Annotated in this window: 21 protein-coding genes and 2 pseudogenes; 12 read left to right on the top strand and 11 right to left on the bottom strand. The window is 73.8% G+C overall.

Translation table 11 applies throughout. The annotated features are described in order from the left end of the window. Window positions 1-515: 515 nt before the first annotated feature. A complete protein-coding gene (locus FM076_RS27550) occupies window positions 516-2,447 on the top strand; it encodes a CoA transferase (RefSeq protein WP_428815063.1) in 1,932 nt (643 codons plus the stop codon). A 70-nt stretch (window positions 2,448-2,517) separates the two neighbouring features. Here the strand turns inward: FM076_RS27550 and FM076_RS27545 are convergent, their stop codons facing one another. Both FM076_RS27545 and FM076_RS27540 read right to left on the bottom strand, forming a co-directional pair. Next, window positions 2,518-3,102, bottom strand: a complete 585-nt coding sequence (locus tag FM076_RS27545) for a hypothetical protein (RefSeq protein WP_173873571.1) — start codon at window positions 3,100-3,102, stop codon at window positions 2,518-2,520. 131 nt (window positions 3,103-3,233) lie between these two features. Beyond that, window positions 3,234-3,791 (bottom strand): glycoside hydrolase family 25 protein, encoded by a 558-nt coding sequence (locus tag FM076_RS27540; protein WP_173875057.1) that lies wholly within the window; start codon window positions 3,789-3,791, stop codon window positions 3,234-3,236. A gap of 287 nt (window positions 3,792-4,078) precedes the next feature. On the opposite strand from FM076_RS27540, the gene FM076_RS27535 reads away from it, so the two are divergent. The 3 genes from FM076_RS27535 (at window position 4,079) to FM076_RS27525 (ending at window position 6,863) form a co-directional block, all read left to right on the top strand. Beyond that, a complete protein-coding gene (locus FM076_RS27535; RefSeq protein ID WP_173873570.1) occupies window positions 4,079-4,504 on the top strand; it encodes an OsmC family peroxiredoxin in 426 nt (141 codons plus the stop codon). A 67-nt stretch (window positions 4,505-4,571) separates the two neighbouring features. Beyond that, entirely contained in the window at window positions 4,572-5,576 is a 1,005-nt protein-coding gene (locus tag FM076_RS27530; RefSeq protein WP_173873569.1) for an Fpg/Nei family DNA glycosylase, read from the top strand. A gap of 48 nt (window positions 5,577-5,624) precedes the next feature. Further along, window positions 5,625-6,863, top strand: a complete 1,239-nt coding sequence (locus tag FM076_RS27525; RefSeq protein WP_173873568.1) for a saccharopine dehydrogenase NADP-binding domain-containing protein — start codon at window positions 5,625-5,627, stop codon at window positions 6,861-6,863. A gap of 47 nt (window positions 6,864-6,910) precedes the next feature. Here FM076_RS27525 and FM076_RS27520 read toward each other — a convergent pair whose 3' ends face one another. Then, window positions 6,911-8,068 carry an FAD-dependent oxidoreductase gene (locus FM076_RS27520; RefSeq protein ID WP_173873567.1) on the bottom strand — a complete coding sequence of 386 codons (1,158 nt, stop codon included), beginning with the start codon at window positions 8,066-8,068 and terminating at the stop codon, window positions 6,911-6,913. A gap of 122 nt (window positions 8,069-8,190) precedes the next feature. Next, window positions 8,191-8,598: pseudogene (locus FM076_RS27515) on the bottom strand (YchJ family protein); the annotation flags it as partial. 236 nt (window positions 8,599-8,834) lie between these two features. Between FM076_RS27515 and FM076_RS27510 the strand changes: the two are divergent. After that, a complete protein-coding gene (locus tag FM076_RS27510; RefSeq protein ID WP_173873566.1) occupies window positions 8,835-10,580 on the top strand; it encodes an L-lactate permease in 1,746 nt (581 codons plus the stop codon). Window positions 10,581-10,757: 177 nt separating this feature from the next. Here FM076_RS27510 and FM076_RS27505 read toward each other — a convergent pair whose 3' ends face one another. Together FM076_RS27505 and FM076_RS27500 are read right to left on the bottom strand one after the other, a co-directional pair. Then, entirely contained in the window at window positions 10,758-10,961 is a 204-nt protein-coding gene (locus FM076_RS27505; protein ID WP_173873565.1) for a cold-shock protein, read from the bottom strand. Window positions 10,962-11,189: 228 nt separating this feature from the next. After that, window positions 11,190-12,173: a multicopper oxidase domain-containing protein gene (locus FM076_RS27500; protein WP_173873564.1), complete on the bottom strand. Its 984-nt coding sequence runs from the start codon at window positions 12,171-12,173 to the stop codon at window positions 11,190-11,192. A 207-nt stretch (window positions 12,174-12,380) separates the two neighbouring features. Between FM076_RS27500 and FM076_RS27495 the strand changes: the two genes are divergently transcribed. Continuing rightward, window positions 12,381-14,888: a ThuA domain-containing protein gene (locus FM076_RS27495; RefSeq protein WP_173873563.1), complete on the top strand. Its 2,508-nt coding sequence runs from the start codon at window positions 12,381-12,383 to the stop codon at window positions 14,886-14,888. Beyond that, window positions 14,885-16,849: an OmpL47-type beta-barrel domain-containing protein gene (locus tag FM076_RS27490; RefSeq protein ID WP_173873562.1), complete on the top strand. Its 1,965-nt coding sequence runs from the start codon at window positions 14,885-14,887 to the stop codon at window positions 16,847-16,849. The genes FM076_RS27495 and FM076_RS27490 overlap by 4 nt, the downstream gene beginning before the upstream one ends. 79 nt (window positions 16,850-16,928) lie before the next feature. On the opposite strand, the gene FM076_RS27485 is transcribed toward FM076_RS27490, so the two are convergent. Continuing rightward, a complete protein-coding gene (locus tag FM076_RS27485) occupies window positions 16,929-17,468 on the bottom strand; it encodes a TerD family protein (protein WP_173873561.1) in 540 nt (179 codons plus the stop codon). Window positions 17,469-17,566: 98 nt separating this feature from the next. Next, a complete protein-coding gene (locus tag FM076_RS27480) occupies window positions 17,567-18,067 on the bottom strand; it encodes a DsbA family protein (RefSeq protein WP_173875056.1) in 501 nt (166 codons plus the stop codon). A 3-nt stretch (window positions 18,068-18,070) separates the two neighbouring features. Between FM076_RS27480 and FM076_RS27475 the strand changes: the two genes are divergently transcribed. The 3 genes and pseudogenes from FM076_RS27475 to FM076_RS27465 form a co-directional block, all read left to right on the top strand. Continuing rightward, complete coding sequence (locus FM076_RS27475) at window positions 18,071-18,970, top strand: helix-turn-helix transcriptional regulator (protein WP_173875055.1); 900 nt, start codon at window positions 18,071-18,073, stop codon at window positions 18,968-18,970. Between the two features lie 111 nt (window positions 18,971-19,081). Then, window positions 19,082-20,335: a DUF1266 domain-containing protein gene (locus tag FM076_RS27470; protein ID WP_173873560.1), complete on the top strand. Its 1,254-nt coding sequence runs from the start codon at window positions 19,082-19,084 to the stop codon at window positions 20,333-20,335. A 128-nt stretch (window positions 20,336-20,463) separates the two neighbouring features. Then, window positions 20,464-20,657: pseudogene (locus tag FM076_RS27465) on the top strand (helix-turn-helix domain-containing protein); the annotation flags it as partial. A gap of 86 nt (window positions 20,658-20,743) precedes the next feature. Here FM076_RS27465 and FM076_RS27460 read toward each other — a convergent pair. Then, on the bottom strand, window positions 20,744-21,151 hold the full coding sequence (locus FM076_RS27460) for a RidA family protein (RefSeq protein WP_173873559.1): 408 nt from the start codon (window positions 21,149-21,151) through the stop codon (window positions 20,744-20,746). Window positions 21,152-21,391: 240 nt separating this feature from the next. Then, the gene (locus FM076_RS27455) at window positions 21,392-22,363 is read right to left on the bottom strand and encodes a TIGR03557 family F420-dependent LLM class oxidoreductase (protein WP_173873558.1); all 972 of its coding nucleotides are present in this window, start codon (window positions 22,361-22,363) and stop codon (window positions 21,392-21,394) included. A 195-nt stretch (window positions 22,364-22,558) separates the two neighbouring features. Between FM076_RS27455 and FM076_RS27450 the strand changes: the two genes are divergently transcribed. Beyond that, window positions 22,559-23,485: an SDR family NAD(P)-dependent oxidoreductase gene (locus FM076_RS27450; RefSeq protein WP_173873557.1), complete on the top strand. Its 927-nt coding sequence runs from the start codon at window positions 22,559-22,561 to the stop codon at window positions 23,483-23,485. 86 nt (window positions 23,486-23,571) lie between these two features. Then, window positions 23,572-24,762, top strand: coding sequence for a zinc-dependent alcohol dehydrogenase (locus tag FM076_RS27445; RefSeq protein WP_173873556.1), 1,191 nt, complete (start codon window positions 23,572-23,574; stop codon window positions 24,760-24,762). Window positions 24,763-24,889: 127 nt separating this feature from the next. Here the strand turns inward: FM076_RS27445 and FM076_RS27440 are convergent, their stop codons facing one another. Continuing rightward, on the bottom strand, window positions 24,890-26,536 hold the full coding sequence (locus FM076_RS27440) for a hypothetical protein (RefSeq protein ID WP_173873555.1): 1,647 nt from the start codon (window positions 26,534-26,536) through the stop codon (window positions 24,890-24,892). Between the last annotated feature and the right edge of the window lie 58 nt (window positions 26,537-26,594).

The raw sequence follows: 26,594 nt of genomic DNA, 5'->3' as shown, positions 1-26,594 counted from the left end.
CGCCTCCTCCGCCCGTGGCTCGGCCCCCGCCTTCGCTCGCGCCTCGGTCCGTGTCACCGCGGTCCGTGTCACCGCGGTCCGCGGCACCTCGGCCTCCATCGCCTCGGCCCCCGCCGCCCCGGTCCGCGTCGCCGCCGGGCCGGCCCGGCCGCCGCGGACACGTCCGCCGGGACGACCCACAGCGCGGCCGCACCGCACAGCACCGTCGCCCATGTTCGCCGCATCGCCCCCACGTTTCTCCCCTCTCCTCACGTCTCCTCACGGCTCCCCGGGCGGGAACCGCATCCCCCGTCCGGACGTGCTCTCCCTCCTGGACGGTCCCTGGCCCAGGCGCCGATCGGACGCTCCGGGCCGCACCATGCCGACGGTCCGAGGACACCCGGCCGACGGTCCGAGGGCACCGTGCCGACCGTCTGACGGCACCCGGTCGACAGTCCGGCCGTCCCCGACCGGCCGCCGTAACCTAAGCCCGCCACAGCCCCGCCGTCACCGGGTCCGGCGCCCCCGGTGCGAAAATGCGCGCTATGGATCGATTTTCAGCGGCGGGAAAGCCCGCGTCCGCGCGGGACGGCGCCGCGCGCGACTCCACGAGCGGCGGCGGGACGTTCGAGACCGGGTTCGCCCCGGGCGAGTCGTCCGGTGACGCGTACGGTTCGCCAGGACCGGGCCACGAGCACTCCGGCCCACCGTCGACCGCCGACCGGGCGAACCGGCCCGGGACTGCCGCGACGCGATCCGGCAGCACCGAGGCCGGGCCCGGTACGACCGAGCCGCGATCCCGTGCGGACGAGGCGCGGTCGGACACGGTCCAGGCGCGGTCCGGCCCGGCACGGGCGCAGACCGGCACCGCACAGGCGCAGACCGAGACCGCACAGGGGCGGTCCGGCACCGCACAGGCGTGGGCGGCGCTCGGCGGCGATCCGGCGCTGCTGGCCCGGGTCTCGCGCGAGCGGCGCCCCGGCCTCCTCCCGTCCGCGCTGCCGGTGCTGGAGCTGGCCTCCTCGGCGGTGACCGCCTGCTCGCTGGCGGCGGCCGAGTTCTCCTGCGTCCGGGCCCGCAGTGCGCTGCTGCCGCCGGTACGGGTGGACGACGGCGCCGTGGCCACCGCTTTCCACAGCGACCGGCTGGTGCGCATCGACGGCCGTGCGCCGGTCACTTTCGCCCCGCTGTCCCGGTTCTGGCGTACGGCCGACGGCTGGGTGCGCACCCACGCCAACTACCCGCACCACCGGGCCCGCCTGCTGTCCGCGCTGGGCATGCCCGACCACGGTCCGGCCGAGGACGAGGCGGCCGCGGGCCGGGTGGCGACCGAACTGGCGGGCCGCCGGGCACACGACGTCGAGGAGACCGTGTACCGGGAGGGCGGCCTGGCCGTCGTCGTCCGTACGCCGCAGGAGTGGGCCGCGCACCCGCAGCGCCAGGCGGTCGCCGCCGCCCCGCTGGTGACGGTCAGCAGGCTGGACGCGGCCCCGACACCGGCACTGGACGGGCCGCCGGGACCCGGCGGGCTGCGGGGCCTGCGCGTCCTGGACCTCACCCGGGTGCTCGCCGGCCCGGTCGCCACCCGCACCCTGGCGCTGCTCGGCGCCGACGTGCTGCGGATCGACGCGCCGGAGCGGCCGGAGTTCCTGGACACGCACGCCGACACCGGCCTGGGCAAGCGCTCCACGCTGCTGGACCTGTCCAGCCGCGCCGGACAGGCCACCTTCGAGGAACTGCTGGCCTCCGCGCACGTGGTGGTGACCGGCTACCGGCCCGGGGCGCTGGACCGGTTCGGGCTGGCGCCCGAGTCGCTGATGGACCGCCGGCCGGGCCTGGTGGTGGGCCAGCTCAGCGCGTGGGGCGCGGGCGGGCCCTGGCACCGTCGGCGGGGCTTCGACAGCCTGGTGCAGGCGGCGACCGGCATCGCGTGCCTGGAGGCGGCGGACGGCGCGGGCGGCGCCGGCCGCTCGCCGGATCTGGTGCCCGGCCAGTTGCCCGTCCAGGCGCTGGATCACGGCACCGGCTATCTGCTCGCCGCGGGTCTGCTGCGCGCCCTCACCGAACAGCGCACCGGTACGGCGGGCTCCCGGCTGGTACGGCTCTCGCTGGCGCGGACGGCCCACTGGCTGCTGTACGACCTGCCCCGTGGGCCCGGTTCCGGCGCGGACGCGGGGACCGGCGCGGACGAGGCCGAGGAGGAGGCGGACGAACAGCCGCCGCTGGACCGGAAGCCGTGGCTGGCCGAGGCCGACAGCCCGCTGGGACGGCTGCGGTACGCGCTGCCCCCGGTTGGTTTCGGCCCGCCGGAGTCGGCGGGTGCGGCGGCTGCGGGTGCGGCGGCTGCGGCAGGTCCCCGTGGCGGGGGCGGAGGTGGCACGGAGGTGGCCCCGGACGCCGCGCGCAGTCCCCGCGACTGGGCGCGCATGCCGGGTCCCGTGGGGGGCGACCCCACCGAGTGGACCTGACGGCCTCCGGGGCCGCGGAGTCCTCAGGGCCGGACGTTGCCAGGGTCAGAGATTCCCAGGGCCAGGGTTCTCAGGGCCCGGCCGAGAACCCCAGCAGCCACTCGCCGAACACGACGAGGACGAAACCGAGTGCCAGCACGGCCGTCGCCACCCGGGTGCGGCCGCGTCGGCTGAGGGCGATGGCGGTGCCCGACAGGATCAGTGCGACGCCGTAGAAGCCGACGGTGAGGACCGATGGGGCCGAACCCAGACGGATGACCAGGGCCACGGCGACGGCGAGCATGACGACGGCGGACAGGACTATGCGTACGCGCCGCGCCTGCCGGGGCGTCAGCGACGGCCGGCCCTCCTCGTCCCCGTGCGCGTACGGCTCATGCGCCTCAGGCGGCTGGTGCACCTCGCGCAGCTCATGCGCCTCACGTATTTCGTGCGCCTCACGCGCCTCGTGCGGGACGCGTTCCTGGCGCGCTTCGTGCGGGACGCGTTCCTGGCGCGCTTCGTCCGGACCGTGTTCCTGACGCGCTTCGTCCGGGCCGGGCGCCTCGTGCGCTCCGGACGCGCCGCCGCCCGGTGCGGTGGCCGGGGCGTCGGCGCGGGCGCGGTCTTCCGTGCTGACGTGGGGGGAGGAGGACGAGGGCGAGTTGGCTTCCGGCATGCACGGGAGCGTATCTGCCCGTGCTTCCGGGCGGGACCCTCGGCCACCCCGGTGCGGGACCGCCGGGAACCCCGGTGCGGCCCCGTCGTGGCTCCGGGGCGGCCCCGGCGGGCGGCCCCGCCCCGCCGCGCTCAGCCTTCCTTGCCACCGCCCGCCCAGGCGCGGAGCGCCTTGCGGCTGTCGAACTCGCCGAGATTCGTGTCGATGGGGTCGCTGGTGTACTGGTGGAAGCGCCAGCGGTGCTTGACGCCGGGCTCCCCCGGCTTCCCGTTGTAGTGCGCGATCCACAGGCCGTCGCCGGCGAACGAGGTCTTGTCGCGGTTGAGCCAGAAGTCGACGTTGCAGTACAGCAGGACCTTGTGTTTGGGGGCCTTGTCCTGCACGTACTTGATCCAGTCGTCCTTGTCCTCGTTGCTGACCTTCGGGTCCTCCCAGTCCAGCGCGAGCATGTCACCGGCGACGAGGTCGATCTTCGAGAGGAAGTAGTCGGCCTGCTTCTTCATGCTGCCCGACCGCACGAAGTGGTAGAACCCGGTGACCAGGCCCGCGTCACGGGCGGTCTTGCGCTGCTTGACCCACTTGGGGTTGGTGTAGGACGTGCCCTCGGTCAGCTTGATGAAGACGAATTCGATGCCTCGCGTGCTGTAGTCCGCCGGCTGGTACGAGGAGACATCGATGCCCTTGATCATACGGTGCGCCACCCACTCTCAATTCACTCTCCGAAGGAGGCTGATTACTCCTTGATACCCGCCGGGCGTCACACCGTACCGCCGCAGCTGGCGTGAGGCGTACGGAAGTTGTCGCACCGCGTGACCGGCGCGTCGGGAGGTGCGGGAGGCGTGGTGAAGGCGCAGGATCGGGTACTGCGACACTTGCGCGTAGGCGCGCCGTCCCGTGCCCCCGCGGCACCGGATGTGCGCCCGCGCCCGTTGGCACGACGTCACCGACGTCATCGACGTTACGGAGAGGGACCACCATGGCCACCACACGCACCGCCCACACGGTCTGGAACGGCAACCTGACGGAAGGGGCGGGCGCCGTCACCTTCGACTCCTCCGGCATCGGCGAGTACCCCGTCTCGTGGGCGGCCCGCGCGGAGGAGCCGGGTGGCCGGACCAGCCCCGAGGAGCTGATCGCCGCCGCACACTCCAGCTGCTTCTCGATGGCGCTCTCCAACGGCCTCACCAAGGCGGGCACCCCTCCCACCAAGCTGACCACCAAGGCCGCCGTGGACTTCCAGCCGGGCACCGGCATCACCGGCATCCACCTGACCGTGGAGGGTGAGGTGCCGGGCATCGACCAGGCCGCGTTCGCCTCGGCCGCCGAGGACGCCGCCCGGAACTGCCCGGTCAGCCAGGCGCTCAAGGGCACCACCATCACCCACGAGGCCAAGCTGGTCTGAGGCCGGCCGGGCCGGTCGCGTACCGGCCGGCCCGAGGCCCCCACCGGACCGCCGCTGGAGGCACACCATGCCCGAACTTCCCGAGGTCGAGGCGCTCACGGGCTTTCTGGCCGAGCGGATGACCGGCCGCACCGTCGCGCGCGTGCTGCCGGTCGCGGTCAGCGTGCTCAAGACGTACGACCCGCCCGTGCAGGCCGTCGAGGGCCGGACTGTCACCGGGGTGCGGCGGCACGGGAAGTTCCTCGACATCCGGCTGGGCGGCGAAGCGCCGCGGGACGACCGGAACGGCGGCGAAGCGCCGCGGGACGAGCTGCATCTGATCGTCCACCTCGCCAGGGCGGGGTGGCTGCGGTGGCAGGACGCGCTGCCCACCGCGCCTCCCCGTCCCGGCAAGGGGCCGCTCGCGCTCCGGCTCGAACTGGCCGACGCCCCGGGCGCCGGCGCACCGGACGGCGGGCGTCCGGGCGGCGGCGGGTCGGGCGAAGGCAAGCCGGCCGGTGGCGGGTCGGGGGAAGGCAGGCCCGGCGAGGGCTTCGACCTGACCGAAGCCGGCACCCAGAAGAGGCTCGCCGTCCACGTGGTGCGGGATCCGCAAGAGGTGCCCGGCATCGCGCGGCTGGGTCCCGACCCCCTCTCCCCCGCCTTCGACCGCGAGGCGCTCGCGGCCCTGCTGGCGGGCCGCCGCCAGCAGCTCAAGGGGCTGTTGCGGGACCAGTCGGTCGTCTCCGGGATCGGCAACGCCTACTCGGACGAGATCCTGCACGCCGCGCGGATGTCGCCGTTCAAACTGGCCGCCGATCTGTCCGAGGAGGAGGTCACCGCCCTTCACACGGCGCTGCACGAGACGCTCAACGGTGCCGTGGAGCGGGCACGCGGGCTGTCGGCGGCCGAGCTGAAGGCGGGCAAGCGGCTCGGCCTGCGGGTGCACGGCCGCGCGGGCGAGCCCTGCCCGGTGTGCGGGGACACCGTGCGTTCCGTCTCCTTCCGCGACTCGACGCTGGAGTACTGCCCCACCTGCCAGACCGGGGGCAAGCCCCTGGCCGACCGCCGGATGTCACGTCTGCTGAAATGAGGACCTGGCCGTGACCGACCGGTAACGGCTGTCGGCGGGAGGGTTGTTGTGAACGCTGTTGCACCGGAGCGCGGGTCGCGCGAGTTCGACGTCGTCCTGTTCGGAGCCACCGGATTCACCGGGCAGTTGACGGTCCGTCACCTGGCCGCGCACGCTCCCGCGGAGTGCCGCTGGGCGCTGGCCGGGCGGGACCTCGCCAAGCTGGAGGCCGTACGCGAGAAGCTGGCCGCCGTCCATCCCCGCGCCGCCGACGTCCCGTTGGTGACGGCCGACGCCGGTGACGGCCCTTCCCTGGCCCGCCTCGCCGCCCGCTCCCGCGTGGTGGCCAGCACCGTCGGCCCCTACATCCTCTACGGCACCCGGCTGGTGGCCGCGTGCGCCGAGGCGGGGACGGACTACCTGGACCTGTCGGGTGAGCCGGAGTTCGTGGACCTGATGTATCTGCGGCACCACTCCCGCGCGCGGGAGACCGGGGCCCGGCTCGTGCACGCGTGCGGCTTCGACTCGGTGCCGCACGACCTGGGCGTCCGCTTCACCGTGGAACAGCTCCCCGAGGACGTGCCGCTGAGCGTGGACGCGTTCGTCCGCACCCAGGCCGCCCCCTCCGGCGGCACGCTCGCCAGCACGCTGCTCGCCTTCTCCCGCGCCAACCGCATGGTCCGGGTGGCCAAGGCCCGTCGCGCCGCGGACCCGCGCCCCGCGCTCCGCAGGGTCCGGACGCCGGTGGGCCGGGTGCGCCGCGAGGACGAGCTGGGCGTGTGGGCGGTGCCGCTGCCCCTGCTCGACCAGCAGATCGTGGGCCGTTCCGCCGCCGCTCTGGAGCGGTACGGGCCCGACTTCACCTTCCGGCACTACGCGGCCCTCCCCCACCTTCCGATGGCCGTCGGCGCCCTCGCCGCGATGGGCGGCCTGTTCGCCGCCGCCCAACTGCCGGCCCTGCGCCGCCGCCTCTCGGCACGACTGGCCTCGGGCGAGGGCCCGGACGAGCAGCGGCGGGCCCGCAGCTGGTTCCAGGTGCGCTTCGTCGGCCGGGGCGGCGGGCGCCGGGTCGTCACCGAGGTGACGGGCGGCGACCCCGGGTACGACGAGACGTCCAGGATCCTCGCCGAGAGCGCGCTGTGCCTGGCCCATGACGACCTGCCGCCCACCTCCGGCCAGGTCACCCCCGCCGTCGCGATGGGCGAGGCCCTCACCGCCCGGCTGGCCCGCGCGGGGCTGGAGTTCCGGGTCCTGGAGGACGCGGAGGAGCCGACGGGGTCCAGGAGCACGGCGGGCGCGCCGGCCTGACGAAACGGCCCCGCGGTTGTCGGGGCGCCGCCGCGGCGGACCGGGGGTCAGGCTCCGAGGCGGTGGGCCGCGCGCCGGGCTTCCCCGGTGGCGCGGGCGGCGGTGAGGCCGTCCGCGTCCCGCGCGCCGCCCACGGTTGCGTAGGGGATGCCGGCGGCCCGCAGGGCAGGCTCCGCCGCGCGCTCGCTCTCCTGCCCGGTGGCGAAGACGACCGAGTCGGCGGGGATCAGCCGCTCGGCGCCGTCCGCCGCGCGCACCACCACGCCTTCCCGGGTGATCTCCCGGTACGAGACGCCGGTCACCGTCTCCACCCCGCACGCCCGCAGCCGTGCCGGCACGGTCCAGGGGGTGCCGGCGCCGGAGACGGCTCCCGGGACGGCACCGGCTCGGGGACCGCGCCGCACCAGGGTGAGCCGGTGCGGGCGCCGTCCCGGTGGTGCGGGAGGCGGGGCGCCCTCGCGCGGCCCGCGGGCCGCCAGGCGCTGCCCCGTGGCCACGAGGCCGCTGTGCCCGGTCAGCAGGTGCGCGAGGTCGAGGGCGATGCCGCCTGAGCCGAGGAGGACGACCCGCTCGCCGAGGGTCTGGGGCTGGGCGAATGCCTCGGGGTAGGTGAGGGTGTGCAGGAGGGGCCAGCCGGGGATGTCGGGCAGCCGGGGCTGAACGCCGGTGGCCAGGACGGCACCGTCGAAGCGCCGCAGCAGCGCCACGTCACCGAGACCGAGGCGTCGTCCCAGGTGGACGCGGACGCCGAGGTGGTCGAGCCGGGCCGCGCGGGAGCGGACCGCGGCGCCGAAGTCCTCCTTTCCGGGGACCTGCCGGGCCAGGCGGAACTGCCCTCCCAGCTCGTCCCGCGCCTCGAAGAGGTCGACGCGGTGGCCGAGCGCGGCCAGGGCCCGTGCCGCCTCCAGCCCGGCGGGGCCGCCGCCGAGCACGGCGTAGGAGCGGGCACGGCCCCGGGTCCGTCCGGGGCCGGCCCCGGTGCTGGGCGTCGCGACGGACCGACCGGTCGGTACGCTCGGCTCGTGCTCGTACCGGCCGGTCCCGGCGCGCACGGCGGTGGCGCGGTGGTCCGGCGTCGCCGCGCGCCGAGTGGTGAGGCGGTCCGCGCGCCCGCGACCGGTGGGGCCGACCGGGCTGGTCGGGCTGGTCGGGCCGACGGGGTCGGCCGGGCCGATGGAGTCGGGCGTGCCCGGGGCGTCGTTCATCGGTGCCTCCCTGGGAGTGCCGCCGCAGCGGTTCGCGGAGGACGCCAGTCTTCCGGACCCCGCTGGTGCCGCACTCGACCCGCGGCCACGTGTGTCGGGACCCCGGGGCGCCGGACGCGTCGTCAGGTCACGGAACCGTCGAGGTAGACCCACACTCCCTGGACCCGGACGAACCTGCTGCACTCCTCCTGCACCCCGCGCTCACCGTCGGCCCCCACCCAGTGGGCGCGGAAGGTCACGGTGCCCTCGTCGTGGAAGGCGCTGCCACCCGAGGTGGCGAGGATCTCCAGGCCGGTCCAGCGGGGCCCGTCCGCCAGGTCGAGCCGCGCGGGTCGGGTGCCGGGATGCCACGTCCGCGACAGGTAGGCCGCGTCGCCCACCGCGAAGGCGGTGTAGCGGGACCGCATCAGCTCCTCGGGGACGGCGGGCACCGCCTCGCCCCGGTGGAACCGCCCGCAGCACTCCGCGTACGCCGTGCCGCGCCCGCACGGGCACGGGGCCTGCGCGGCGGGGGCGGCGGGCCGGGGGGGGCGGCGGCAGCGGTGGAGCGGCGTCCCCGGGAGGGACCCTTGCGTCGGGACATGGGCCCATCATGCCGGACCCGGCCCGTCGTCCGGTCCCGGCCCGTCGGACCGGAGCCGCCTCGTCTTCCGGCCCCGGCCCGTCGTGCCGGACCCCTGGACAGCGGGCCGCCACGCGATCAGCCTTGCGGAACGATCAGTTCGCGTCGTGGACAGCCCGTCGAGGGCGAGGGTGAGGGACGCACATGTACCGGCCGGACCTGTCCCCCGTGGCCGACAGCCTCGCGCTGTCCGCACTGGTGGGAGCACTGCCCCTGCTGACGCTCTTCGTCCTGCTGGGCGGCCTGCGGCTGAAGGCGCACTGGGCGGGGCTCGCGGCCCTGGGCACCTCCGTCGTGGTGGCGGTGTGGGCGTACGGCATGCCCGTGGACCTCGCGCTGCTCGCGGGGACGGAGGGCGCGGCGTTCGGGCTGTTCCCGATCATGTGGATCGTGCTCGCCGCGCTGTGGGTGCACCAACTGACCGTCACCAGCGGCCGGTTCGCCGACCTGCGGGGCGCGTTCAACCTGGTCAGCGGCGACCCGCGCGTCCAGGCGCTGATCATCGCCTTCTGCTTCGGCGCGCTGCTGGAGGCGCTGGCCGGGTTCGGGGCCCCCGTGGCGATCACCGGGGTGATGCTGACGGCGCTGGGCTTCTCCCCCGTACGGGCCGCCGTCACGGTGCTGGTGGCCAACACCGCGCCGGTGGCGTTCGGTGCCATCGCGACGCCGATCATCACGGCGGGCAGCCTCACCGGTATCGCCCCCGAGGACATCGGCGCGTATGTGGGCCGCCAGACGCCGCTGCTCGCGCTGTTCGTGCCGCTGCTGCTGGTGGCGCTGGTCGACGGGGTGCGCGGGATACGGCAGACGTGGCCCGTCGCGCTGGTGTGCGGCGGGGCGTTCGCCGTGGCCCAGTTCGTGAGCGCGAACTACCTGTCCGTCGAGCTGACCGACATCATCGCCGCCCTGGTCGCGCTGGCCGCCGTCGTCGGTTTCCTGCGCGTATGGCAGCCGGGCGACGGGGAGCGCGTACGGGAGGACCTGCGACGGGCGGCCGGGCGGGAGCGGCTGGAGCAGCGGGAGACGGACGACGACACGGCACGCGCCGGTACGCCAGGCGACGGCACTTCAGGCGGCGACACCGCACGCGGCGGCGCGACGAGCATCCGCGCGACGGCGGGCGCGGCGGGTGCCGCGCCGCTGACCGGCTCCCGGATCGTGCTGGCGTTCGTCCCCTACCTCGTCGTCATCACCGTCTTCGCGGTCGCCAAGCTGTGGGAACCGGCCAAGGAGTTCCTCGCCGGCAGCGACGTCACCGTCCGGTGGCCGGGGCTCGACGGCGAGGTGCTCACGGCGGCCGGCAAGCCGTCGTCCACCACGGCCTACGTCTTCCCCTGGCTCTCCTCGCCCGGCTCGCTCCTGCTGCTGTGCGGCCTGCTGGTGGCCGCCGCCCACCGGGTCCGGCCGGTGGATGCCGTACGGGAGTTCGGGCGCACGGTGCTGACCCTGCGGTGGGCGCTGCTGACGGTCGGTTCGGTACTGGCGCTGGCGTATGTGATGAACCTGTCCGGCCAGACGATCACGATCGGGACGTGGATCGCGGGCGCGGGCGCCGCCTTCGCCTTCCTCTCCCCGCTGCTGGGCTGGCTGGGTACCGCCGTGACCGGCTCCGACACCTCGGCCAACGCCCTGTTCGCCACCCTCCAGCAGACGGCGGCGGGCAAGGCCGGTCTGGACCCGACACTGCTGGTCGCCGCCAACACCTCGGGCGGCGTGGTGGGCAAGATGATCAGCCCGCAGAACCTGACGATCGCGGCGACGGCCGTGGGCCTGCTCGGCAAGGAGGCGGTGCTCTTCCGCAAGGCCGTCGCCTGGAGCCTGCTCCTGCTGCTCGCGATCTGCCTGCTGGTGCTGCTCCAGTCGCACGCCCTGTCCTGGATGCTGCCCTGAGCGCCCGGGTACGGGCGCGTGGACGGGGCGGACGGGCGCGCGGACAGACGCGCATGGGCAGGCGCACGGATGCCCCGGGGCCAGGCGCCGGCTGCCGGGTGCCGGGTGCCGTGGAACGGCACCGGGGCCCGCACCTCAGTGGTGCGGGCCCCGGCGGTGGTACGACGCGTCAAGCGATCAGGCGGGGGTGATGTTCTCCGCCTGGGGGCCCTTCTGGCCCTGCGTGACGTCGAAGTTGACCTTCTGGCCCTCGTGGAGCTCGCGGAAGCCCTGGGCGGCGATGTTCGAGTAGTGGGCGAAGACGTCGGCGCCGCCGCCGTCCTGCTCGATGAAACCGAAGCCCTTTTCCGCGTTGAACCACTTCACAGTGCCGGATGCCATCTTCTTCTCCTTCAGGGTGGCTGGGAGCCGCACACCGCGTGGGCTCCGCGTCGCCGTCATGACCCCCATCCAGAAAGGCTCCGGATAAACAGAACGCGCCCAAGCCACGAAGCTCAGGCGCGCACAAGTCAATGGGTACCAAAACTGCAACATCACTAAGGTACCACGGCGCCCTGCCGGCTGGAAGAGACCCAGCTCACAGAGGCGACCGACCGCACCGGTGCGGCCTCAGTGGTGTCCGTCGTGGCCCGGGACGGTTCCGTCGGGTCTGGCGATCAGCAGCATGCCCGCCATCCCCATGTCGGAGTGGCTCTGGACGTGGCAGTGGTACATCCACGCACCCGCCCCCACGCCCTCGCCCGCGAGGAACTGGAAGCCGAAGGAGTCGGCCGGGCCGGTGATCTTGTTGTCGATGACCCGGCTGGTGTCCTCGGGGCCCTCCAGGAGCCCGGTGCGGTTGTCGGCCCAGCGGTGACCGTGCAGGTGGAAGGTGTGGTAGTACTCGCCGTGCGTGATCATGATGATCTCGACGCGGTCGCCGACCGTCGCCCTGAAGTCCGGCCCCTTGGCGCGGTTGTTGGTGGTCATGTCGTTGAAGACGATGGTGAACTGCCGGTCGGGGTCGGGCAGGATGTCGCCTTCCCGGCGCACGACGAGGGGCCCGTACAGGCCGTTGCGGATGCCTCCCGTGCCGTGCTCGGTGCCGACGACGTGGTCGTGGTAGTGCCAGTAGCCGGCGCTGCCGGGGCGCCAGGTGCCGTCCTTGCGGCGGCCGGGGGCGTGGGTGCGCCAGGTGTAGGTCCGCTTGCCGCCGGGCTCGACGTGGCTGCCGCTCATCCTGGTGCCGTCGTTGGCGATGTCGTAGTCCACCCCGTGCGGGTGGAGGCTGGCGGCCACGTCCATGGTGTTCTCGAACTCGATGTGGAGCGTGTCGCCCTCGATCAGCTCGATGAGCGGACCGGGGACCGTGGCCTTGCCCTTCTCCAGGCCGTATCCCATCTGCCCGTCGGGGAGCTTCTCGGCGTACATCGTGACCCTGCGGGTCGCGCCGCCCTTGCCCGCGCGGCGCACCTGGCCCGTGGCGGCCGGTGCCGCCCGCGTCGGCCCGGCGGCGGCCGTGAGTGCGGTGCCGCTGACGGCCGCGACGGCGCCGCCCGCCAGGAGCCGCCTGCTGAAGTCACGTCGGGTATGGGCGTCACGGTTTCCGGTCATCGTTCTCGTTCTCCCCCGGGCGGCAGGCCAATGGAGCGGTGCGTGAGGCGAGTTGAACGGATCAGCCTTCGGGACCGTAGCGCCGCGACGGGGGTTTATCCACACCCGGGACAAAGTTCGTCGAGTTGTGGTCATAGCCCTTGGCGAAGCACCGAAAGGGGTCTAGCTTCTGCCACGTTTCTGTGACCGAAGAGGGGTGGACAACCCATGCGGCACCAACCACACCCAAAACGGGCGAGACCCCGGCGGAGAAGGATCGCCGCACTGCTGGCGGGCGCCCTGGCCGCCGGTCTGCTCGGCGGCCCCGCGCTCGCCGGACCGCCGCCCGGCACACCCGCGCAGAAGCCGGCCCTGCCGAGTCCGCCGGGCGGCGAGGACGTGCGCGTCCTGGTCTTCCACGGAGCGACCGGCCAGGAGTCCCCCACCGTCGACGCCGCCATCGAGGCCATCGAGAGGATCGGGCGGGAGGGCCCGGCGCGCGAGCACTTCACCATCCAGGCCACCGACGACCCGGCCGTCTTCACGAAGGCGAAGCGGCTGGGCCGCTTCAACGCCGTCGTCTTCCTCACCGGGGACGGGGACGTGCTCGACCCGGAGCAGGAGGCCGGGCTGGAGAGCTTCATGGAGGCGGGCGGCGGGTTCCTCGGCGTCCACGACGCGGCGCGCGCCGAGCCGTACTCGGAGTGGTTCACCGGGCTGATCGGCGCCCGCCCGGCCGCGCACAGCCCCGAGAAGGCGCAGCGGGCCGTGGTGGAGGCCGGCGACCGGCAGCACCCGGCGACCAAGGAGCTGCCGGTCGCGTGGAAGCGCCTGGACAAGTGGCTGAACTGGAAGGACAACCCCTCCGGGAAGGTCCACACCGTCGCCCGGGTCCGCACCAACAGCTACGACCCCGGACAGGACGCGGGCAGCTGGGACCACCCGGTCTCCTGGTGCCGCGACTACGACGGGGGCCGCTCGTTCTACACCGCCATGGGCGGCACCGCCGCCAGCTACCAGGAGACCGACTTCCGCACCCATCTGCGCGGCGCCCTGCTGTGGACGACGCGGCTGGCACGCGCCGACTGCCAGGCCGCCATCTCGGCCAACTACGAGGCGAAGCGGCTGACGAAGCCGAACCAGCCGGGCCGGGCCGACCAGATCGGCGAGCCGCACGGGCTGGTCACGGCGCCGGACGGCCGGGTCCTCTACATCGGCCGGGGCGGCGCGGACGCGTCCCAGCCGGTGGTCACCGACTGGGACGACCCGGACATCGGCAACGGCAAGGGCCAGGTGCACATCTGGGATCCGAGGACCCAGAAGGTCACCCTCGCGGGCGAGCTGACCGTCTTCGGCAACAAGGGCGGCGGCGACGAGCTGGTCAAGAACGAGGAGGGTCTGCTCGGCATCGAGCTGGATCCCGACTTCGCCGACAACGGCTGGGTCTACCTCCACTACACGCCGCACAGCGAGATCGACCGGGACACGCACATGGCCAAGCGCCGGGTCTCCCGCTTCACCCTGGACGAGGAGACCGGCAGGCTGGACCTGGGCTCGGAGAAGGTCCTGCTCTCCTGGCCGGTGCAGATCCACAGCTGCTGCCACGCGGGCGGCGGCATGGCGTGGGACTCCAAGGAGAACCTGTACATCGCCACCGGCGACAACAACTCCTCCCGGTTCAGCGACGGCTACTCGGGCAACAACCCGGAGCCCGCCTTCAAGGGCGTCTCGTTCGCGGACGCGCGCCGCACGGCGGGCAACACCAACAACCTCAACGGCAAGATCCTGCGCATCCACCCGGAGGACGACGGCACCTACACGCTGCCCGAGGGGAATCTGTTCACCGGGAAGGAGACCGACGAGGGCGGCGGCAAGACACGGGGTGAGATCTATGTGATGGGCGTGCGCAACCCCGCGCGGATCGCCGTGGACAAGAAGACCGACACGCTGTACGCGGGCTGGGTCGGCCCCGACGCGGGTGAGCCGAGCCCCACCTGGGGGCCGGCGAAGTACGACACGTTCGCCAGGATCACCAGCGCGGGCAACCAGGGCTGGCCGTACTGCATGGGCAACAACCAGCCCTATCGCGACCGCAATCTGCCTGATCCGGGCAAGCCGCTGGGCTGGTACGACTGCGACCACCTCAGGAACGAGTCGCCCAACAACGACGGCCTGGTGAACATCCCCGCGGCGCGGCCCAACAACATCTGGTACGCGCCGCAGGGCGGTGGCCCGGACTTCCCGCGGAACGCGGACGGCGTGCCCAGCTACAAGCTCGACGAGCAGAAGCTCACACTCTCCTGGCTCAAGGGCGGCGGTCAGGCGGCGATGAACGGTCCGCTCTACCGCTACGACGGCGGTGGCGACGGCAACGGCGAGGACGGCAAGGGCAGATGGCCCTCCTACTGGGACGGCAAGTGGTTCGTGGGCGACCTGTACGACGGGGAGCAGCCGCGGCACGCGCTGGTGATGCCCGAGGGCGACAAGCCCGGGGCGCTGCCGGTCCACGCGGAGAGCCTGGATCAGATCGTGCCCGTGGGCGAGGGCGGCATCCGCAACCTCATGGACTGGAAGTTCGGCCCCGACGGCGCGCTCTACGTCCTCGACTACGGACGCGGCTTCTTCACCTCCGACGCCAAGTCAGCGCTGTGGCGCATCACTTACAAGGGCGGCGCGCCCACGCCGCTGCCCGGTGACATGGCCGAACCTGAGCTGCGGAAGGGAGCGGGCCGATGAGTCCCCGGGAGGTGAGAGCACGCCGGGAGCGGCGCAGAGTGCTGACCGCCGTGCTGGCGGCGCTGCTGATGGTGCTCGGACTGACCTCGGCCACGGCGTGGGGCCGGGGCGGTCCTGTCCCGAGCCCGGCCCCGGCCGGACGGGACAGCGCGAGGGCCGCCCAGGTGCTGACCTGGACGGCCGACGACGACATGACCAAGTACGCCTCGGCACCTGCCACGGCCGTGGCGGGCGAGGCGACGATCGTCTTCGAGAACAGCGCGGCCACCGGCAACACCTCCGGCATGGCGCACACCCTCACCTTCGTCACCTCGGACCCGGACTACAACCAGGACGTGGACCTCAACATCCTGGCCTCCCCCGGTGACGCGAAGGGGGGCAAGCACACGGCGCGGGTCACCCTGACCCCGGGCACCTACAAGTACCACTGCACCATTCCGGGGCACCAGCAGATGCAGGGCACGCTCGTGGTGACCGGCGGCGGCCCGGGCGAGGACACCACGCCGCCCGAGACCTCGGCCACGGTCGCGGGCGAGAAGGACGCCGACGGCAACTACCTGGGCACGGCGACGGTCACCGTGACCGCCTCGGACGCGGGGTCGGGCGTGGACACCGTCGAGTACGCCCTCGACGGGGGCGCGTTCCAGCCGTACACCGCGCCGTTGACGGTCACAGACGAGGGGGAGCACACCGTCCGGTACCGCGCCAGGGACAAGGCGGGGAACGCGGCCGGAGAGAAGGCGGCGACCTTCACCGTCGTCCGGCCGCCGGACACCGACACCACGCCGCCGACGGTGGAGGGCAGGGCCGAGGGCAGGAAGAACGCCGATGGCCACTTCCTGGGCAAGGCCACGGTCACGCTGACCGCCACGGACGACAAGTCCGGTGTGGACAGGACCGAGTACACGCTCGACGGCGGCCCCTATCTGGCCTACACCGAGCCGCTCGTCCTGGACCGGGCCGGGCACCACACGGTCGCCTACCGGGCGACGGACAAGGCGGGGAACACCGCGGAGCCGCAGAAGCTCTCCTTCCGCATCGTCGCGGGCGGCGGGGTGCCCTCGCCGGACTGCCCCGAGTACGACGAGCGGGAGACGGTCATCGTCGGCACCGTCGACACCGGCGTCCCCAACCGGATGACCCAGCGGCGCTGCACCGTCAACGAGCTGATCGAGGACGAGCGGGAGTGGACCTCGCAGGCGCTCTTCCTCAAGCACGTGCGGGGCGTCACCGAGCGGCTGGCCGAGGACGGCGTGCTGGTGCCCCGCGAGCAGAAGCTGATCAACCGGGCCGCCAAGCGCTCGGGCATCGGCACCCCGGGCCAGCACACCGGCTACCGCGATCTGTTCGACGGCAGCGAGGAGTCCTTCGCCGCGTGGGAGCAGGCCGGCGGCGGCGCGTTCGGGCTCAACGGCGACGGCACCATGACCAGCGACAAGAGCGTCGAGGGCATGGGCATGCTGTGGTACCCGAAGCGCCGGTACGGGGACTTCTCGCTGAAGCTGCAGTTCCGTGACGACGCGCCGGGCGGGGGCCGGGCCAACAGCGGTGTGTTCGTCCGCTTCCCCGACGTCCACGACCACCCGGAGGAGCCGCGCCCGGAGTGGGTGGCCATCAAGTACGGCCACGAGCTGCAGATCCTGGACCGCCCGGACGGCGACATGTACAAGACGGGCTCCGTCTACGGGTTCGACCGGGTGGGGCTCGCCGGCGCCGGCGTCACCCCGAAGGGCACCTGGAACGACTACGAAATCCGGGTGATCGGCCAGCACTACGAGATCCACCGCAACGGCAGGCTGATCAACGAGTTCGAGAACAGGGGCGGTCAGGTCTTCGCACCGCCGCGGGACGACGACCCGGGCACGGACGGGCGGCGCTACGCCTCGGGGTACGTGGGCCTCCAGGTCCACGGCACCGGCGACGTGGTCTCCTTCCGGAACGTCCGGATCAAGGAGCTGTAGCCTCCCGCCGTCCGGGCGCGGCCACGGGCGGTGCCGGTCAGCGGACCGGCACCGCCCGCACGCTGTCGGCCCGGCCCGGTCAGGCCGGGCGCTGCTCCGGGAGGCCCATCCGCGCGGTGAAGTCCTCGGGGGTGCCCTCGTAACCACGCAGCACCACCTTGTGGTGCCACTCCCCCGACTCGCCGCGCACGAACTCCGCGACCGTGGCCGCGGTGGCCTGCGGGACGCCGGAGAAGTCGTTGCCGGCCAGCTCCTCGTACCCCTCGCAGACCCGCACCGCGGTGTTGGCGATCTGGCCGAAGGTCTTGCGCCCCTCCCCCTGCTGGATGGCCACGCCGACGACGACCCGGACGTAGGTCTCCGCGAGCCGGTCGAGTTCGAGGGTCATCACCTCGTCGGAACCGAAGCCCTGCCCTGTCCTGCTGTCGCGGTTGAGCGTGATGGTGCCGTCGGGCGAGCGGCTGTCGAAGTGGACCAGGTAGCCGGGCGCGCCGTAGGGGTCGTCGGCGGTGTAGGTGGCGGCCACGATGTCGAGATCGTGATCCGGCTCCCCCATCGGGCTGGGATCCCACTTGAGGGTGACCTCCACCTTGCTGAGCCCCTTGCTGAGACTGCTCACCGTGCACCCCTCCTCGTCCCGCCGCCGGGCACCGCACCCGGCCGCAACCGGCCCGACCTTCGCGGCCGTTCCATCTTGCCATGCCGAACCGCCCCTCCTCAGTGCCTGTTCCGGCCTCTCCGGGAGGCTTCCCGCAGGCCCGCCAGCAGTTGGTCCTCGCTCGGCTCGGGGTGCGCCAGCCGGACGCCGTCCACGAACAGGACCGGGCCGGTGTCGCTGCCCAGCTCGCCGGTGCTGGCCAGTTCGGCGTCCAGCCACGCGGTCAGGTCGGGCTCCTGACGGACCCCCACCTGGGCCGCCAGCCGGGCCAGGACCCCGGGACCGGCGATGTGGAGCCCGTCCGTGAAGTACGCGCGGAAGAGCCGATCCGCCATCTGGAGTGCCCGGCCCTGCACCGCGGCCTGCGCCGTCAGGTGGTGCGCCGGGTAGCTGGTGGTGAACAGGGCGCGGTCGAAGCGGAAGACGAGGCCGTCCGCCGCCCCGAGCCCGCGGTCGGCACGGATCGCGCGGGCCACCTCCTCACCGCGCTCGCGCCGGTGCACCTCGAACAGCGGCTCCGCCTCGGCCGGGGCGTCGGGGCGGATCCGGTAGGGGCGCAGGGCATGGACGCACCGGCGGGAGACTGCCCGAGAACCGTCAGCTGCGGCAACGACCTGGGCCGGGCGCTGCGCCGGTGGCGGGACCGCGCCGACCCGGCCGACTCCGGGCTGCCCCTCGGCCGGGGGCGCAGAGCGGCCGGGCTGCGCCGCGAGGAACTCGCCGCGCTGGCGGGCATGTCGGTGGACTACGTCATACGGCTGGAGCAGGGCCGGGCCACCTCGCCCTCCACGCAGGTCGTCACCGCCCTGGCACGTGCGCTGCGGCTCTCGGACGACGAGCGGCGCCACCTGTTCCGGCTGGCGGGCCGCCCCCTTCCCGCCGACGGCCGCATGCCGGACCAGGTGCCACCCGGCGTACGGCGCTTGCTGACGCAGATGCCCGGCACCCCCGTCAGCGTGTACGACGCGGCGTGGACACTGCTGCGGTGGAACCCGCTGTTCGCCGCGCTGATGGGCGACCCGTCACCGCTGCGCGGCCGGGAACGCAACGTGCTGTGGCAGCACTTCGCGGGACGGGGGCCGGGGGCGGAGGTGGAGCCGGGGCCGGCCACGCGGGTGCGGCACACCGCGGAACAGGCCGCCCGTTTCGAGGCGGCGACGGTCGCCGATCTGCGGTCGGCCACCGCGCGCTACCCCGCCGACCCGCGGCTGCGCGGCCTCGTCGCCGCGCTGCACGAGTCCAGCCCCCGCTTCGCCGGACTGTGGGACGCCCATGCGGTCGGGTCGCACACGACGGCCGCCAAGACGGTCGACCACCCCCGGGTCGGGCCGCTGCTGCTGGACTGCGACGTGCTCCACGCTCCCGACAGCGACCTTCGCATCGTCCTGTACACGGCGGCACCCGGCACCGACGCGGCCGGGAAACTGGCGCTGCTGGACGTGGTGGGCACCCAGCGGATCTGAACCGGCCCGAGGTCGTCCCACGCCCGGACGGGCTGTACCGTGATCGCCTCCATGAGGCACAGAGCCCCCGGGCGGTACCCGGGGCGGGAACGGGACACACGGGACACAACGGTGTACACGGTAGGCGAGCAGGACGACCACGAGGAGATCTTCCCGTTCGTCGAGCACGAGGGAGGCCACTGGCAGGCCCCGGCCGACCTGGAGCGGCGGCTGTACAAGCTGAGCGAGGTCGACGAGAGCTACACCTACCTGCGCGCCCTCGCCCGGCACGGCGTCTACCATCCCGTACCAATCGAGCAGACCACCCGCGATCCGTCCCGGCGGCAGCCGCACATCAGCGAGGTGACCGGTTCCGACGGCGTCACCCGGGTCATGACCCAGGTCTACACCGACGGCGTTCTGCCGCGCCCGCACCCCTACGTCGTCTACGAGTTCATCACGCTGGGCACCCTCGCCCATGTCGTGCCGCCCGAGGTCGACGTGCTGGTCGTCAACGCGGCGACACCGTGCCAGGTGATCTTCCAGGTGGACGACGAGGAGCGGCGGGTCTGGTCGGACCTGCATGAGGAGCTGTTCGACCCGGACGCGCTCACCAACCGCATCGTCTCCCGCTTCACGGGCGCCCCCGGGACCGGACCGCTGCTGCACGGCCTCGCCGCCGGGGCGCACCTGTGCTACACCAACGGCGACCCCTGGAACACCCTCGACTGGCACGGCGCCGGCTACAGCAGCGAGGTGGAACGCCTGGAGGAGAGCTGGGGCGTCACCTCGCGCGAGGAGTGGCTGGAGACCCAGCAGCGGCTGCTGGAGTGCGAGGTCAGCCCCTGGTACTGGGACTTCGTGCTCGGCGCCCGGATCGCGCTGGAGAAGGAGCGCGGAAGCGGCGCGCGGGTGGACACGGGACAGTGGCGCGACTGCGTCGAGTCCACCCTGCGCCGCGTCGTCAAGGCGTCCGACGAGGCGGAGTTCGCCTCCTTCGTCGCCGACATGCGCGAGATGGTCGGCAAGATCCTCCGCTACGAGGCGCGCTTCCGCGCCGACGGGCTGCTCGGCCCCGACGAGACCGTCCGCACCGTCGCCGCCTGGGACCTGGGACGCGGCTCCCAGATGGCGCGCTGGGGGCGGGGCGCGCGCTACGCGACCCGGGCCGAGATGTACGACGCCCTGCAGCGCGTCAGCGCGGGGGTGCGCAGCACCTACACCTCGTGGAAGCAGTTCTCGGCCGCCTATGTGATGGGCCGCTGCCTGCACTTCGACGAGGAGCGGTTCGGTGAGTGGTACACCTCGGTGCTGGAGGCGCACCGGGCCCTGGTGCGCGCACCCCGCAGCCCGTGGAACACGGTGCCGTTCCAGTTGCCGGGGTGAAGCGGGACCGGTGGTTTCACCGGTGCGCGCCGGGGGCGCATACCGGGACAGTGGCCTGCACCTGTCCGGGACGGGCGCCGCCCCCGGGGCTGCGCCCGCGCACGGATACCCGGGGCCGGGGCGGGCCGGCGCCGGGGCCGCTGGCCCGGCAGACGCCGCAGCAGGTGCGTATCGCCCGCCAGGTCGCCGGGGAGCGGCCAACCGGAAGGTCGCGCTGCGGCCCTCGGTGAGTCCGCGCACCGTCGACCACCATCTGCGCACCATCTTCGCGGCGCTCGGCGTGCGGTCCAGGGTGGAGCTGTCGGCCCTGGTCGCCCGGGGCGATCCGCCCTCCGGCGCGGGGCACTGGGACGCCCGCGCCGTGGCCCCGGCCGGGGAGGCGGCGCGGGCCGTCGCGGTCGGTCGCGGTCAGTCGAGGACAGCGGCGACCGCCTCGATCTCGACCAACTGGCCGGTGTAGCCGAGGACGGTGACGCCCATGAGCGTGCTGGGCACGTCGTGGTCGCCCATGATGTCCCGGTAGACCTCCCAGGCCGCCACCAGGTCCTCCCGGCGGCTGGAGGCCACCAGCACCCGGGTGCTGATGAGGTCGCCGAGGTCGGCGCCCGCCTCCTTCAGCGCGATGCGCAGGTTCTCCACCGCGGCGGCGGCCTGCCCCGCGTAGTCGTCCGCCGGCGCGATCTCGCCCCCGGGGGTGAGGGGGCAGGCCCCGGCGAGGAAGAGCAGGCGGGCCTCGGCGGGCGCCGTGGCCGCGTAGGCGTACTCGGCGATGTCGGAGAGGGTCCGGGAGCGGATCAGGGTCACGGCGCGGGACATGGTGCTCCTTGGCAGAGGCCGGTGGGTTGCCGGTGCATCCCATCCGGTTGCCGCGGCCATGGCAACCGGATTTGCGGCGACCGGATGCGCGGGGACCCGACCGGTGCATGGGGCCCCGGTACCCGGGGCCTCGATGCCCGGGGCCCCGACGCGCGGAGCCCCGACGCGCGGAGCCCGGCCCGCGGCCCCGCCCGCGCGCTCCGCTCGCGGCCCCCGGCGCCGGGGAGGGAGGTCCGGCCCTCAACTCCTCGCGGGCGTCAGCTGCCTGAGCCGGCCGAGCAGTTCCGCGTCGCAGAAGTCGAGGAAGCCCCTAGGGTCGGGCCCGGCGTTCATGAGGACCAGGCGGTCGTAGCCCGCGTCGGTGAAGGGTTTGGCGACCTCCAGATAGCGCCCAGGGTCGTTGCCGCAGGCGAAGCGGGCGCGGATGTCCTCTTCGCGGACCTGCGCGGTGGCGGCCTCGAAGTTGACGGGGTTGGGGAGTTCGCTCATCACCTTCCAGCCGCTGAGCGCCCATCGGAAGTACTTCAGCGCGGACTCGGCGCCCTCGCTCTCGCTGCCGGCCCAGGCCATCGGCACCTCCGCGTAGCCGGGGCCGGTGCCGCCCGCCTCGCGGTAGTGGCGGACGATCTCGGGTTTCTCCTCGGTGGCGAAGAGGGCGTCGCCCAGTTCGGCGGCGATTCGGCAGGAGGCGGCGCCGCTGGCGGCGACCGCGATCATGGGCTGCTCGGGGGGCAGATCGAAGACACGGGCGTCCTCCAGGCGCAGGTACTTGCCCTCGTAGGAGCGGTAGCCGCCCTGCCACAGCAGACGGATGATCTCCAGGGCCTCGCGGAACATGGCGTGCCGTTCGGAGACGGCGGGCCAGCCGGTGCCGATCACGTGTTCGTTGAGCCGCTCGCCGGAGCCGACGCCGAGGACGAAGCGGCCCTCGGAGACGAGCGCCATGGTGGCGGCGGCCTGGGCGACGATGGCGGGGTGGTAGCGCATGCTGGGGCAGGTGACGCCGGTGACCAGCTGGATGCGCTCCGTCCTTGCGGCGATGGCGCCGAGCACGCTCCAGGTGAACGCGGAGTGGCCCTGGTCGTTCAGCCACGGGTGGTAGTGGTCGCTCATCTCGACGAAGTCGAACCCGGCGGCCTCGGCCGCGATGGCCTGCCGGATCAGTTCCTGGGGGCCGTACTGCTCGGTCGCGAGCTTGTAACCGATCTGCATGTGTGCTGCTCCCTTGGTCGTTCTCCCCCCGCGGGTACCTTCTCTGCCTTTCGCACATTCGCACCGGTCCGCGGCCGGTGGCGGGTGTGACACGGCGCATGCGGGGAACCGCCGGGTACCGACACCTCCGCCCGGTGGACACCCGGGCGTCAGCCCGGGGGACCCGCCCCCGACCCGCCCGCGAAGGAGGCCGCGATGGACGCGCTGAAGGACCTGTCGGTACTGGTGACAGGCGGCTCCCGGGGGCTGGGACTGCTGCTGGCCCGGCAGTGCGTGGAGCGGCGCTGCGACGTCACGGTCGCGGCACGTGACGAGGAGGAGCTGGACCGCGCCGTCGGTCTGCTGCGCCGCAGGGCGCGCGACACCGGCGTCACCGGCCGGGTGTGCGACGTCACCGACCGGGCCGCCGTGCGCGAGCTGGTGGAGCGGACGGCCGAGGAACAGCGGGGTCTGGACGTGGTGGTGGCGAACGCCGGCAACATCCAGGTGGGGCCTGCCGAGGAGTCGGGTACGGAGGCGTTCCGCAGTGCGATGGAGACGATGTTCTTCGGCGCGCTGCACACGTCGATGGAGTCGCTGCCGCATCTGCGCGAGAGCCCGGCCGGGGGACGGCTGGGGCTGATCGGCTCGGTGGGCGGACTGCTGCCGGTGCCGCATCTGGTGCCGTACTCCTGTGCAAAGTCCGCGGTCGGGGCACTCGCGGAGGGGCTGCACGCCGAGGAGGCCGCCCACGGGGTCACCGTGACCGCCGTCCACCCGGGCCTGATGCGTACGGGCTCGCACAACCAGGTCGAACTCTCCGGCGACGAGGGCAGCGAGTTCGCGTGGTTCGCCACGCTGGCCGGGCTGCCGGGGCTGTCCATGGACGCCCTGCGGGCGGCCGAACGCATCGTGCGGGCGCTGGAGCGGCGCCGGACGCGGGTGGTGCTCACCCCCGCGGCGCAGCTCGGCGCCAAGGCGTACGGCGTGGCCCCGACCCTGGTCACCCGCACCAACGAGGTGGTGGCCCGGCTGATGCCCGGCGCGCAGCGCTCCGGGAGGACGGGCCGGTCGCGTTGGCAGTCCGCCGTCAGCGCGCTCAACGACCGGGCGGCCCGCCGGCTCAACCAGACCGGGGCGTGACGGGACCGTGCGGGGCGCCCCCGCACGGGCGAACCCGCCACCGGAGGACACCGCAACCGGAACCGCAACCCGAGGACGAGGAACGCATGAGGGCTCTCACCTACCAAGGCAAGCGCGACGTCAGCGTGGAGACGGTCCCCGATCCGGAGATCACCGAGCCGGACGATGTGCTCGTCCGCGTCACCACGACCGGTATCTGCGGTTCCGATCTGCACCTGTACGAGGTGCTGGGGCCGTTCCTGGACCGGGGCGACGTGCTGGGGCACGAGGCCATGGGCGTGGTCGAGGAGGTCGGCCCGGAGGTGGCGGCGCTCTCGCCGGGCGACCGGGTGGTGGTCCCCTTCAACGTCAACTGCGGCACCTGCTGGATGTGCCGGCAGGGCCTCCAGTCGCAGTGCGAGACCACCCAGGTGCGCGCGTACGACAGCGGGGCCGCGCTGTTCGGCTACAGCAAGCTGTACGGCCAGGTGCCGGGCGGGCAGGCGGAGTTCCTGCGGGTGCCGTTCGGCAACCACCTGCCCGTCAAGGTGCCCGAGGGGCCGCCGGACGAGCGCTACGTCTACCTTTCCGACGTCCTGCCGACGGCGTGGCAGGCCGTAGCGTACGCCGGCATCCCCCAGGGCGGCAGCGTCACCGTGCTGGGTCTGGGCCCGATCGGCGACATGGCCTGCCGTATCGCCCTGCACCAGGGCGCGGGCCAGGTCATCGGCGTCGACCTGGTGCCCGAGCGGCTGGAGCGGGCCCGCGCCCGCGGGGTGCACACGCTCGACCTGCGCGAGCACAAGGACATCGGCGCCGCCGTGCGGGAGCTGACGCACGGGCGGGGCACCGACGCGGCCATCGACGCGGTCGGCATGGAGGCACACGGCGCCCCGGTCGCCAAGGCGGCGCACCAGGCGGTGGGGCTGCTGCCCGAAGGGCTGGGCCAGAAGCTGATGCAGGCCGCCGGGGTGGACCGGCTCGCGGCTCTCAACGCGGCGTTCGACGTCGTGCGGCGGGGCGGCACCGTCTCGCTGTCCGGCGTCTACGGGGGCGCCGCCGACCCGCTGCCGATGCTGAAGCTGTTCGACAAGCAGATCCAGCTGCGCATGGGCCAGGCGAACGTGCACCACTGGGTGGACGAGATCATGCCGCTGCTGACCGACGAGGACCCGCTGGGTGTCGACACGTTCGCCACCCACACCCTCCCGCTGGAGAAGGCGCCCGAGGCGTACGGCACCTTCCAGCGCAAGGAGGACGGCATGGTCAAGGCGGTGCTGAAGCCTTCGGCGGCGTGAGCGCGCCGGCCCGGCCGGAGCGCCGTCGCGCCCCGCGCTCCCGGGGCCGCCGGAGGGCCGCCGGGACGCGGCGGGCCGCCCCTCCCGCCCCAGCGGGCTTCCCCTCCCGGCGGGTTCCCCCGGAGGGTCATCCCCAGCGGGCCAGCAGCGCCCCGCAGTAGGTGTCCACGCCCATCACCGGGGGCGGCGGGGCGGCGGGCTGGACGGCCAGGACGAGGTCGGCCAGCCCGGCGGCGAAGGTGCGCAGCGGCAGCCAGGCGGCGACGTGGGCCTGTTCCCGGTCGGTACCGGGGCGGCCGGCGCCGCTGACGTCGTGCCGCATGCGGGGGCCGCGGGAGCCGCCCTCGGCGGCGGTCGGGTCGACCACGTTCCTGGCGAAGGTGGCCGCCACCGCCCGCATGTCGTCGTCGGTGAGGACCGGGGGCACCACGCCGGGCGGCTGCCGGTGGTAGAGGTGCAGGAAGTCCAGGTCGATGAGGGCGTGGGTGACGTCTTCCGGGGCGGTGACCGGCGTGTAGGAGGGGCGGTAGAGGGAGCCGTCCGTCCCCGGGGAGCCCGTGGCGGTCCAGCCGTTGAACACCCGGCCGAAGGCGGGCCAGTACGGCCACACGGCGGCGCCCTCACGCCGTGTCAGGTCCGCGCGCAGGCACCGGGCCATGGCGGCGGCCCGCTCCGCGTACCCCGTCTCCCCGGTGAGCGCGGCCAGGTGCACCAGGGTGCGGCCCATCGCCAGGAACTCGTTGGTCGGCAGTTCGGCCCCCGCGAAGGAGACCGGCTCATCGGGCAGCCACCGGTAGCAGCCGCGCCCGCCGGGCACGTCCTGCCACTGGTGGTCGTGCGCGGCCACCGCGCGCACCACGGCGTCGAGATAGCCGTCGAGCCGGTCCCGTACCAGGGAGGGCACGATCCGCCGGCGGGAGGGTTCCTTGCTGGCGAGCCGTACGAGGCCGGCGATCGGGTAGGCGATCATCCCGGTCTGCGCCGCGAGGGCGACCCGGGCGGGGCGGACCGGGTAGGTGCCGGGGCGCAGGCGACGGGGCGAGGCTGCCGAGGGGGCCGCCGGGGAGGGGCTCGTGACGCCGCCCGGGGCGGGCGGCTCCCCGTCCGCCCGCTCGCCGTGCCGCTCCCCTCGTCGCACCAGGCGTCCGGTGACGGCGGTGCGCTGGTCGTGTGCCGCGTACAGGGCCCGGTCGGCGCGGCGTTCGTCGGCGGGGTCGAGGCTGAGGCCGGTCAGGGACAGGGCGGGGCGGCCCTGTCCGGTCACGCTGAGGGAGAACCGGTCGCCCTCCGGGCGGACCGTCACGACCGCGTCGAGGGCGCGCGGCGGGCAGACGGTCACCTCCAGGGCGACCTCGCCCTCCTCGTCCAGCAGCGCGGCCGTGGCGGCGGTGAACTTCGACGCGGTGCTCCAGACGGGCGCGCTGCGGCCCCGGTGGTCCACGGTGCCGCGCTCGTCGTCACGCGCGGCCAGCACCCGGTCGGCGAGCTGGGCCAGGCGGGTGGCGTAGACGGGATCGCCCGTCCGTTCGGCCATCAGCAGATAGCCCTGCATCCGCCAGGAGGTGCCCCAGCCGATGACCCCCGCCTCGTTGTCCTCGGGGACGCCGAAGGTGTCCGAGCCGCGGACGAGGGTGTCCTCCACCTGGTGGAAGTAGCGCACTCCGGCGCGGTGGCCACGTGCACGGGAGGGGAGGGTGAGCGCCCCGCCGAAGCGGGGGCGGGTACGGACGCGGGGGCGCGGGCGGGACCGGGGACGGCCGGGAAGGACGCTCATAAGCGCAGTAAACCGGACATCCGGGGCGGGCGCTCCGCGAGTTCACCCACGGTGGCGG

It is taken from the genome of Streptomyces albus subsp. chlorinus, assembly GCF_013302895.1.
Lineage (GTDB): Bacteria > Actinomycetota > Actinomycetes > Streptomycetales > Streptomycetaceae > Streptomyces > Streptomyces chlorinus.
The sequence above is the reverse complement of the archived record's forward strand: the minus strand, read 5'-3'. Positions and strand labels throughout refer to the sequence as shown.